This is a genomic window from Duganella guangzhouensis, assembly GCF_009674535.1.
Taxonomy (GTDB): domain Bacteria; phylum Pseudomonadota; class Gammaproteobacteria; order Burkholderiales; family Burkholderiaceae_D; genus Rugamonas; species Rugamonas guangzhouensis.
In genome coordinates this window covers 175,436-185,403 of the sequence record NZ_WKJK01000014.1, presented here as the reverse complement: position 1 = coordinate 185,403, position 9,968 = coordinate 175,436, and the positions used below count along the sequence as shown (strand labels likewise).

Sequence of the window (9,968 nt, the reverse complement as noted above, 5' to 3'; positions counted from 1 at the left end):
TATATTACTCACCCGTTCGCCACTCGCCGCCAGGTTGCCCCGCGCTGCCGTTCGACTTGCATGTGTAAGGCATGCCGCCAGCGTTCAATCTGAGCCAGGATCAAACTCTTTAGTTTAATCTCTGTTTTATACCGTGTTACCGGTATGGTTCGCTCTTCTCAAAATACTGACAGTATTTCTACTGAATATTTCTTTGTTGAGCATTTAATGCTTTTTGTTGCAGCATCAAACGCCCACATTTATCGACTGTAAATTTTTAAAGATCTTGTGTTGCTTGCTGTTGAATCGTTTTGTTCATCAGCGAAGAAGCGAGATTATGAAGCATTTGATTTATCTCGTCAACCCCTCGTTTATTTCGCTGCATCGTTTGATTTTCGACACTGCGTTTCGCGAGGGACCGAACTATAGCAAACCTTCGGTGGGTTTGGCAAGCAGTTCCCGTCTGCGTGCCGCCCACTCCCTGTTTCTTGCAGACTGTCGCAATCGCATGGCGCTGGCGCGCGTTGCTCGTTAAACTTGCCTCATGTTAAAAGTGAAAGCCGTTCATGTTTCCTACGCCTAAAGTGCAAGACACACTAAAAACCGCCGGCGGCGTGCTGCATCGCAGTTTCGACGTGGTTGTGACCTGGGTTACCCAACTGTCCTGGTGGAAGTTCCTGGTGTTTGCGGTTCTGACAATGATTGCCGGCGGCATCCTGCAGGACGAACTATTCTCGTCGAACCCGGCACAGGAAGAGGTGCAGCACAACAGCCACGGCAAGCGCAAAGGTGCCGACAGCAACATCCTGATCGACGACAGCGGCATTCACTTCAACCCGCGCGGAAAACTGCGCAACAAAAACAGCGAAGACAGCTCGGCACCCGTCGCCGCCCCGGAAGCACCGGAGTCGCCGGAAGCACCAGCCGCCCCCGCCGCGCCCGAAACCCCTGCCGCCACCACCAAATCCGGCAAGACTGGCGCGGCTTCGGTGCCCGCCCTGCCCTCGCTGCCGGGCGATGAGGTCCACATCGACCTGCCGCCGCAGATCGGTGAAGAACTGTCCAACGCGATTGAAGAAGCGGTTGACGACGCGGCCGAACAGAAAGTGGCGCGTTACCACGGCCAGGCGTCCACCTGGTTCAAAAGTTTCATCACGTTGCTGGTGCTGTTCCTGTTTGGCACCAAGGCGCTGATGGGCAGCAAAAAACGCGCCGAAGCCGAAACCCAGACCGCCAACGCCGCCGCCGAACGCGAATCCATGCAGCGCCAGCTCAGCGAAGCCAAGATGCAGATGATGCAAGCCCAAGTCGAGCCGCACTTCCTGTTCAACACTCTGGCCTCGGTCGAGCATCTGATTGAAACCGACCCGCCACGCGCCTCGGCCATGCAGCGCAGCCTGATTAAATACCTGCGCGCGGTGCTGCCGCAGATGCGCGACAGCTCGCTGATCACCAACCTCGGCCGTGAAGCCGACATGGTCGAAGCCTATCTGAACCTGCTGAAAATGCGCATGGAAGAACGCCTGACGGTGGAATTCGACGTGCCGGACGGCCTGCGCACCGCCGCCTTCCCACCGATGATGCTGCAGTCGATGGTGGAAAACGCCATCAAGCACGGGCTGGAAGGCAAACCTGAAGGCGGCCTGCTGAGGGTGCGCGCCGACGTCGCCCACAACAAGCTGCGCGTGATTGTCAGCGACACCGGCCTCGGCTTCGGCGCCAAGCCCAGCGACGGTACCGGCCTGGGCCTGACCAACATCCGTGAACGCCTGAAACTGCTGCATGGCGAGCAGGCCCAGCTGCTCATCGCCGCCAACAGCCCGAGCGGCGTGATTGTCACCATTGAGGTGCCCTATCAGCTGGCCAAACAGGCGGCCAAATAACAACGATTGATTCTTGCGCCAATTCGTTGAATAATTGATTGATTAATTAACATTACACACCCGATCACAATGCCTACAGCAATCATTGCAGATGACGAACGTTTGATGCGCGACCAGTTGCGCATGCGCCTGGGCCAGGTCTGGCCCGAGCTGGACATCATTGGCGAAGCCAAGAACGGCGATGAAGCCATCGAGCTGGTCGACCAATTGAAGCCCGACTTCACCTTCCTCGACATCCGCATGCCGGGCAAGACCGGCATGGAAGCCGCCGCCGAGATTGGCAACAAGAGCCACATCGTATTCGTCACCGCCTACGATGCCTACGCGGTGGAAGCTTTCGAGCGCGGCGCCATCGACTACGTGCTGAAACCGCCCGAGCCGGAGCGCCTGCAGATCACGGTCGAGCGCCTCAAAGGCCGTCTGAGCAAGTCGGCCAGCGCCGGCGCCGGCGCCGCCGTTGACGTCAACGCCAGCGTCACCGCCATGCTGGCCCAGCTGACCGAAAAGATTTCCGCCCCCAAGCCCAACTTCCTGCAATGGATACAGGCCAGCATCGGCCAGGACTTGCGCATGATTCCGGTCGAAGAAATCCTGTTCTTCCGCTCCGACGAAAAATACACCTGTGTGCAGACCGAGAAATACGAGGCGCTGATCCGCAAACCAGTGCGCGACCTGGCCGACGAGCTGGACCCGGCGCTGTTCTGGCAAATCCACCGCGCTACGCTGGTCAACGTCAACGCCATCGAAGGCGTGACGCGCGACATCCGTGGCCGCCACCTGGTGATGATCAAGGGCCGCTCGGAAAAGCTGGAAGTCAGCCGCAGCTTCCTGCATCTGTTCAAGCAGATGTAAGCCTGAGGTTAGCCTGAGGTTAGCCTGAGTCACATCAACTTCGCCCTGCCATATCTGATCTAGTGTTTCTCCTTGCGGCGCCCCAGCCGCCGGGAGAAACCCATGAATCCAATCCGACCTCTACTGCTGTTGACCATGTTGACGGCAACCAGCCGCCTATCCTGGCGCCTGGGCTGGCAATGCGCGCGCAGCGCCGCCGCCATCAAGCGCAGTCGCGGCATCATCCAGCACGCCAACGACGCCATCATCTCCACCGATGAGCATCAGCACATCCTGCAGGTCAATCCATCAGCGGCCGCGATGTTCGGCACTACGGTACAAGCCATGCAAGGCGCACCACTGCGGCAATTCATCCCGGCCGACCAGCGCCAGAGCAACGATAGCCATGCCACGCAATACTTCGGCAACACCGGCATCCGCATGCGCATGAAGGGCCGGCGCACCAGCGACTACGCGGTGACCGGCATCCGCGCCGGTGGCCAGCACTTTCCGCTGGAAGGCTCGATTTCCTCGCTGAGCGAGAATGGCCAGCGCATCTACACCATCATCCTGCGCGACATCACCGAGCGCAAGCAGGTGCAGGAACAGCTGGAGCAATCGTATTCGCAGCTGCGCGAACTGTCGGCGGCGCTGCAAACCATTCGCGAGGAAGAACGCAAGCACATCGCGCGCGAGCTGCACGACGATCTGGGCCAACTACTGGCCACGCTGCGTGGCGACCTGGCGCTGTTGCAGCGACACACCGGCAATAATGCGGCCGCCCGCAAGCTGCAAGCCGGCATGGATGAACTGCTGATGACCGCGATCACGTCGCTGCGCCGCATCGCCGGCAATCTGCGGCCGCGCGCACTGGATGAGGGAGGCTTGTATTTTGCGCTGGAGAGCCTGCGCCAGGAGTTCGTCACGCGCAACAACATCGCTTGCACGCTGGACGCCAATGAAGAGGATTTAACACTGGATGATGCTTACAGCACGGCCATCTTTCGCATCGCGCAGGAAGCGCTGACCAACATCGCCCGCCACGCCGAGGCCGGCAAGGTGACGCTGTCGCTATACCGCAAGGATGCAGCCTTGCACCTGACCATCCATGACGACGGCCGCGGCATCGCCGAAAAGGATATGGACAAAGCTTCGTCCTTCGGCCTGATCGGGATGCGCGAACGCGTCTGGGCACTGCATGGCGAGATCGCTATTGTCAGCGACAACGGCACGCGGATCATGATCCGCCTGCCGCTGCCGCCTGAAACTGCCTAGACCAGCTTAGAACGAGTGACGCAGGCCAGCATTGAAGGCCTTGTCGCCAGTACCGGCTTCGTTGTTGTTACCAACGGTGTAGCCAGCGCCGTTCTTGTTCTTGATCTTGGCGTAAGCCACGTACACGCCGGTGCGTTTCGACAGGTTGTACAGGTAGCCCAGTGCCCACTGATCGGCGTCCTGGTTGTTGACGGTCTTGTCGTTTTTGCGGATGTACGAAGCCATCACGATACCGTTGCCGGCCGGGATTTGCGCGCCAACCAGCAGGTCGTTGCTGTCGGTCGAGGCTTTAGGCGCCACGGTGTAGCCGAAGGCGTTGGCGGTTGGCAGCACAGCGCTGTTCACGCCCTTGTCCGCGCCGTAGGCGAAGTAGGCTTTAACAACCTGGAAGTCGTAGTTGGCGGCGAACATGGTGTTACGGCCGGTGTCCTGGATCTTGGCGGCGGTGGTGCTGGTGGCCGCGGTGTCGTTGTTCTTGTTGTTGTACACCAGACGCGCGTTCAGCGGGCCTTGGGCGTAGTTCAGGCCCAGACCGAACTGACGGCCGGCGGTGGTGCTGCCAGCTTGCTCGCCCAGCGCGTACAGGGCGTCGGCGCTGAAGCCTTCCACGGTTGGGGTCGAGTACACCAGCGCGTTGCTGACGCGGGTGTTGGCGCCAGCCGATGGGAACAGGTTTTTGATCGAACCAGCGTAGCCGGCGCCGAATGGGTCAGCCACTTGGCTTTGTGCCAGGTACAGTGGGGTGTACTGACGGCCGATGGTCAGCTGACCGGCATCTTTCGATTTCAGGCCGACGAAGGCTTGACGGTTGAAGATGGTGTTGGTGCTGTCCAGGGTGCCGTCGTCGGCTTTGAAGCCGGTTTCCAGCTGGAAGATGGCCGACAGGCCGTTACCCAGATCTTCGGTGCCTTTGAAGCCCAGACGGGACTGGCCGCCGATACCGCTGGTGACTTTGGTCACGTTGCCAGCCGAGCCGCCGCGCTCGCTCACGATACCGGCATCCACCAGACCGTAGATGGTCACGTTCGATTGAGCCTGGGCTTGCGCTGCGAAGCCGCCAATGATCATTGCTACCAGAGTAAGTTTTTTCACTTGATGTTCTCTACATGAGGTTGAAGAAAGATGCAGGTTTGATCTACGGCCGAGATCATGCCTATCAATTACTTCAACAATGTGACAACGACCATTTGTTGTAAATCAACATCAAGTTGAGAAAAACTTACTTCAGTTTGCAGCTCAGCAAATAGTAATACTGCAGGCGCTCGACGCGGATCTGCTTGGCGTGGTTGGCAAAACGCTTGCGCAGCGTGCTGTCGGTCATGTAATTGCGCATGATTTCATAGCGCTGACCATCGTCGGCGGTGAGGAATTCGAAGGTATTGCCTTCGGCATCGGTGCGGGCGATCACGGTGACGCCGTCCACCATCGATTCGTCCAGCACCACCAGCAGCACGTCCTTGCCCAGCTTGGCGCGCAGCGTCTTCAGGTATTTTTCCTGCTCTTCGCGGCGCACATGGCGCCACAGGTTGCCGATAAATACGGCCGTGTACTCGCCTTCCATGCCGTCCGGCAGGTTGAAGGCGTCCAGCTGGCCGAAGGTGACAACGTCTTCGTCCAGGCCACGGGTTTCGGCCAGATCCAGCATTTCCTGCGAAATATCGGTGGCGTAGACCGATTCGGCGGTCTCCGAAATCAGGTCGGTCCAGTAGGCGGTGCCGCAGCCCAACTCTAGCACCTTGTGGTCCTGGAACAGCTCGGCGACCATTTCCTGCAGATCGTCCAGATCGTCGAAACGTGCCTCGTCGGCGTAGATCTGGTCATAGTTGTCGGCGTTGACGGCGTAATATTGTGTCAACTGATTGGTAATCATGGTGATGCTTTCTGTATATTTATAGTTCGTAATTCTCTTTTTCGCCGCTCATGGCCTGCTCGATCAACTTGCGGTTGAGCGTAGGGGCCAGCAGTTCGATAAAGGTGTAGATATAGCTGCGCAGGTAAGCGCCCTGCTTGATCGCCACCCGCGACACGTTCATGCCGAACAGGTAGCCGACCGGGATGGCCCGCAGGTTCTTGTCGCGCTCGGCGTCAAAGGCCATGCCCGCTATGATACCAATCCCCATGCCGAGTTCGACATAAGTCTTGATGACGTCGGCATCGATGGCTTCCAGCAGCACGTCCAACTTCAGGCCGCGCAGCGAGAAGGCGTGATCGATCTTGCTGCGGCCGGCGAAGGCGCCATCATACGTGATGATCGGGAAAGCCGCGATCTCTTCCAGCGTCGGCTGGCGCGTGCGCAGCAGCGGATGGTCGGGCGGCACCACCACCACATGCTCCCATTGGTAACATGGCAAGGTGACCAGCCCGTTGACGCCGGCAATCGATTCGGTGGCGATGCACAGGTCGGCCTGGTCGCGCTGCACCATCTCGGCGATCTGCTGCGGATTCCCCTGCAATAAAGACAACCTTACTTTGGGGAACTTCTGCATAAAGGCCTGCACCACCTTGGGCAAGGTGTAGCGGGCCTGGGTGTGGGTGGTGGCGATGGTGAAACTGCCACTGTCCTGGGCCGCGTATTCCTTGCCGATGCGCTTCAAGCTGTCGATTTCCTGCATAATCAGTTCCACCGACTCCAGCACCAGCCGGCCGGGCTCGGTCAGGCCACGGATGCGCTTGCCGTGGCGCGTGAAGATATCCACGCCCAACTCCTCTTCCAGCTCGATAATGGCTTTCGACACCCCCGGCTGCGAGGTAAACAGCGCCTTGGCGGCGTCGGTCAGATTGTAGTTCTGGCGTACTGCTTCGCGCACAAAGCGCAGTTGGTGAAGGTTCATTGCAGGTCTTGGCCCATCTTAAAATTATTAGCGTCCATGCTTATGCCCAATCCTTATATAAGCAAATAAAGACTAAGTCGTATGGAATAAAGACGAAGTTTATTACTATTAGCGCTAGTTTGGGGAATCAGTGACTATCCAGGAAGAATATATCTATGTATCAGTACGACCAATTTGACCACCTCATCATCCGTGAACGCATTGCCCAGTACCGGGACCAAGTGCGCCGTCGCCTGGCTGATGAGCTGACCGAAGCCGAATTTCTGCCATTGCGTCTGCAAAACGGCCTGTACATGCAACGTCACGCCTACATGCTGCGGATTGCCGTACCGTACGGTTTGTTGGCAAGCAAGCAAATGCGCATGTTTGCCCATATCGCCCGCAAGTACGACCGCGGCTATGGCCACTTCACCACCCGTCAAAACATCCAGTTTAACTGGGTTGAGCTGGAACAGACCCCGGACATCCTGAGCGATCTGGCCTCGGTGGAGATGCACGCCATCCAGACCTCGGGCAACTGCATCCGCAACACCACCTCCGATCCGTACGCCGGCGTTGCAGCCGACGAGATCATCGATCCGCGTCCGTACGCCGAGGTGCTGCGCCAGTGGTCGACCTTCCACCCTGAATTCATCGCGCTGCCGCGTAAATTCAAAGTGGCGATCAACGGCGCCGTCGAAGACCGCGCCGCGATCGCGATTCACGACATCGGCCTGACCGTGGTGCGCAATGAGGCCGGCGAAATCGGCTTCAAGTTCATGGCGGGCGGCGGTATGGGCCGCACCCCGATCATCGGCAGCGTGATCCGCGAATTCCTGCCGTGGCAACACCTGCTGACCTACACCGAAGCCGTGATGCGCGTGTATAACCAGTACGGCCGCCGCGACAACAAGTACAAGGCACGTATCAAGATTCTGCTGAAAGCCATCGGCGTCGAGGAATTCTCGCGCCAGGTGGAAGAGGAATGGGCCGACCTGAAAGATGGTCCGGAAACCCTGACCGTGGAAGAGATGCAGCGCGTGATCGACTACTTCCAGCCGCCGGCCTACAAGACGCTGGAAGACAGCGACGTCGTGGCCGCGCAAGCTGGCAACAAGGCGTTCGCCAACTGGGTCAACCGCAACGTCAAGCCGCATAAAGTGCCGGGTTACGCCGCCGTGGTGCTGTCGCTGAAGAAGACCGGCGTGCCGCCGGGCGACGCCACCGCCGAGCAGATGGACTTCATGGCCGATCTGGCGGACCGCTACAGCTTTGCCGAACTGCGCGTCACCCACGAACAGAACGTGGTGCTGGCCGACGTGGAACAATCGCAGCTGTTCGCGCTGTGGCAGGAAGCCAAGGCGCACGGCCTGGCAACGCCGAACATCGGCCTGCTGACCGACATGATCTGCTGCCCGGGTGGCGACTTCTGCTCGCTGGCCAACGCCAAGTCGCTGCCAATCGCCGCCGCCATCGCCGAGCGTTTCGACAATCTGGACTTCCAGCACGACATCGGCGAGATCGAACTGAATATCTCCGGCTGCATCAACGCCTGCGGCCACCACCACGTCGGCAATATCGGCGTGCTGGGTGTGGATAAAGACGGCAGCGAATGGTATCAGGTGTCGATCGGCGGTGCCCAAGGCAACAACGCCGCGATCGGCAAGATCATCGGCCCATCGTTCTCCGCGCTGCAAATGCCGGAAGTGATCGACCGCCTGCTGCAGGTCTACCTGCGCGACCGTTTTGAGGACGAGTCATTTGCCGCCTGCGTGGCGCGCATCGGCGTCGCGCCGTTCAAGGAATTTGTGTACGCCACGCCGATCACTGAAAAAGGCGGTCGTCTGGTTGGAGAGGATGAATATGTCTAAGCATTTGATTATCAAGGGTCGTGAGGTAGTGGAAGACGATTGGCAGGTGCTGCGCCTGGCCGAGCCGGTCGAAGGCGCGCCGGTTGTCGATCCAGCCACCGTGGCCGTCCCTGAAGGCAAATTCATCGTGCCTCTGAGCCTGTGGCTGGCGCAGCGCGACGTGCTGGCGGCGCGCACCGCCGCCGGCGAGATCGCGGTGTGGATCGCTTCCGACGAACGTCCTGAAACGCTGAAAGGTCTGCTCGACCAGTTCCCGCTGATCGCCGTTGACTTCCCCAAATTCACCGACGGCCGTGGTTACTCGATCGCCTACAACCTGCGTACCCGCCTGGGCTGGAGCGGCGAACTGCGCGCCATCGGCGACGTGCTGCGCGATCAGCTGTTCTCGATGCAGCGCGTGGGCTTCGACGCCTACTCGGTGCGCGCGGACCGCGACGTGCACGATGCGCTCAAGGGCCTGTCCGACTTCTCCGAAACCTACCAGGCTTCGGTCGACCAGAAGGTACCGCTGTTCCGCCGTCACCTCCGCCCTGTGGCCGCCGCGGCCAACAACGACGGCGCCGGCATCTGATTGGAGTAGCACATGAGTGACCTGACGAGGGACGCAAGTAAGCTGATTGCGGACACGCGCGCCACGCTGTCCCGCATCGCCAGCGATTTTAGCCCGGCCGTCTTCGCCTCCTCGCTGGCGGCGGAAGACATGGTGCTGACCGACCTGATACTGAAGGGCGGTTACGACATCGGCATCTTCTCGCTTGAAACCGGCCGCCTGCACCAGGAAACGCTGGCCATGCTGGGCAAGGTGAAAGCGCACTACGGCTACGACATCGCGGTCTACAAACCGCAGCCGGAAGCGGTGGACGCGTATGTCGCGCAGAACGGCTTGAACGCGTTCTACGACAGCGTCGAGATGCGCAAGGAATGCTGCCGCATCCGCAAAGTGGAACCGCTGGGCCGCGCCCTGCTGGGCAAGAAAGCCTGGGTCACCGGTCAGCGCCGCGCGCAAGCCGCCACTCGCGGTTCGCTGATGGTGGAAGAGGACGATCCGGGCCACTTCATGACCAAGTTTAATCCGCTGGCCGATTGGTCCGAGGAAGATGTCTGGAACTACATCCGCGAAAACGGCGTGCCGTACAACGCGCTGCACGACCAGGGTTACCCTTCGATCGGCTGCGAGCCATGTACCCGAGCCATCCAGCCAGGTGAAGACGTCCGCGCCGGCCGCTGGTGGTGGGAGAATCCGGAATCGAAAGAGTGCGGTCTCCACGTCGTCGACGGTAAACTGATACGCATTAAATCTGTCGCAGCTTGAAAGAAAT

At 59.5% G+C, this 9,968-nt stretch carries 10 protein-coding genes and 1 rRNA gene; 7 read left to right on the top strand and 4 right to left on the bottom strand.

What is annotated here, in order from left to right; genetic code table 11:
* Positions 1 to 116: ribosomal RNA gene (locus tag GJ699_RS24280) — 16S ribosomal RNA — on the bottom strand; the annotation flags it as partial.
* Positions 117 to 316: 200 nt separating this feature from the next.
* Between GJ699_RS24280 and GJ699_RS24275 the strand changes: the two genes are divergently transcribed.
* From GJ699_RS24275 to GJ699_RS24260, 4 genes are all read left to right on the top strand, one after another.
* On the top strand, positions 317 to 514 hold the full coding sequence (locus GJ699_RS24275) for a hypothetical protein (RefSeq protein ID WP_154381182.1): 198 nt from the start codon (positions 317 to 319) through the stop codon (positions 512 to 514).
* 31 nt (positions 515 to 545) lie between these two features.
* Positions 546 to 1,862 carry a sensor histidine kinase gene (locus GJ699_RS24270; protein WP_154381180.1) on the top strand — a complete coding sequence of 439 codons (1,317 nt, stop codon included), beginning with the start codon at positions 546 to 548 and terminating at the stop codon, positions 1,860 to 1,862.
* Between the two features lie 69 nt (positions 1,863 to 1,931).
* Positions 1,932 to 2,714, top strand: coding sequence for a LytR/AlgR family response regulator transcription factor (locus GJ699_RS24265; RefSeq protein ID WP_154381178.1), 783 nt, complete (start codon positions 1,932 to 1,934; stop codon positions 2,712 to 2,714).
* Between the two features lie 102 nt (positions 2,715 to 2,816).
* Entirely contained in the window at positions 2,817 to 3,968 is a 1,152-nt protein-coding gene (locus tag GJ699_RS24260) for a PAS domain-containing sensor histidine kinase (protein ID WP_154381176.1), read from the top strand.
* Positions 3,969 to 3,974: 6 nt separating this feature from the next.
* Here GJ699_RS24260 and GJ699_RS24255 read toward each other — a convergent pair whose 3' ends face one another.
* The 3 genes from GJ699_RS24255 to GJ699_RS24245 form a co-directional block, all read right to left on the bottom strand.
* Entirely contained in the window at positions 3,975 to 5,060 is a 1,086-nt protein-coding gene (locus GJ699_RS24255; protein WP_443093241.1) for a porin, read from the bottom strand.
* 127 nt (positions 5,061 to 5,187) lie between these two features.
* Entirely contained in the window at positions 5,188 to 5,838 is a 651-nt protein-coding gene (locus GJ699_RS24250) for a class I SAM-dependent methyltransferase (RefSeq protein WP_154381174.1), read from the bottom strand.
* Positions 5,839 to 5,857: 19 nt separating this feature from the next.
* Positions 5,858 to 6,799: a CysB family HTH-type transcriptional regulator gene (locus tag GJ699_RS24245; protein ID WP_154381172.1), complete on the bottom strand. Its 942-nt coding sequence runs from the start codon at positions 6,797 to 6,799 to the stop codon at positions 5,858 to 5,860.
* Positions 6,800 to 6,954: 155 nt separating this feature from the next.
* On the opposite strand from GJ699_RS24245, the gene GJ699_RS24240 reads away from it, so the two are divergent.
* Genes GJ699_RS24240 through GJ699_RS24230 form a run of 3 tightly spaced genes read left to right on the top strand, consistent with a single transcriptional unit; the run spans position 6,955 to position 9,961 of the window.
* Positions 6,955 to 8,649: a nitrite/sulfite reductase gene (locus tag GJ699_RS24240; RefSeq protein ID WP_154381170.1), complete on the top strand. Its 1,695-nt coding sequence runs from the start codon at positions 6,955 to 6,957 to the stop codon at positions 8,647 to 8,649.
* Entirely contained in the window at positions 8,636 to 9,220 is a 585-nt protein-coding gene (locus GJ699_RS24235; protein WP_371867656.1) for a DUF934 domain-containing protein, read from the top strand. The genes GJ699_RS24240 and GJ699_RS24235 overlap by 14 nt, the downstream gene beginning before the upstream one ends.
* 12 nt (positions 9,221 to 9,232) lie before the next feature.
* Positions 9,233 to 9,961, top strand: a complete 729-nt coding sequence (locus tag GJ699_RS24230) for a phosphoadenylyl-sulfate reductase (RefSeq protein ID WP_154381166.1) — start codon at positions 9,233 to 9,235, stop codon at positions 9,959 to 9,961.
* Positions 9,962 to 9,968: the final 7 nt, after the last annotated feature.

Bases quoted from the DNA above. Each gene is read 5' to 3' on its own strand.
- GJ699_RS24260 (WP_154381176.1), top strand. From the start codon at position 2,817: ATGAATCCAATCCGACCTCTACTGCTGTTGACCATGTTGACGGCAACC.
- GJ699_RS24275 (WP_154381182.1), top strand. From the start codon at position 317: ATGAAGCATTTGATTTATCTCGTCAACCCCTCGTTTATTTCGCTGCAT.
- GJ699_RS24250 (WP_154381174.1), bottom strand. From the start codon at position 5,838: ATGATTACCAATCAGTTGACACAATATTACGCCGTCAACGCCGACAAC.
- GJ699_RS24265 (WP_154381178.1), top strand. From the start codon at position 1,932: ATGCCTACAGCAATCATTGCAGATGACGAACGTTTGATGCGCGACCAG.
- GJ699_RS24235 (WP_371867656.1), top strand. From the start codon at position 8,636: ATGAATATGTCTAAGCATTTGATTATCAAGGGTCGTGAGGTAGTGGAA.
- GJ699_RS24230 (WP_154381166.1), top strand. From the start codon at position 9,233: ATGAGTGACCTGACGAGGGACGCAAGTAAGCTGATTGCGGACACGCGC.
- GJ699_RS24270 (WP_154381180.1), top strand. From the start codon at position 546: ATGTTTCCTACGCCTAAAGTGCAAGACACACTAAAAACCGCCGGCGGC.
- GJ699_RS24240 (WP_154381170.1), top strand. From the start codon at position 6,955: ATGTATCAGTACGACCAATTTGACCACCTCATCATCCGTGAACGCATT.
- GJ699_RS24245 (WP_154381172.1), bottom strand. From the start codon at position 6,799: ATGAACCTTCACCAACTGCGCTTTGTGCGCGAAGCAGTACGCCAGAAC.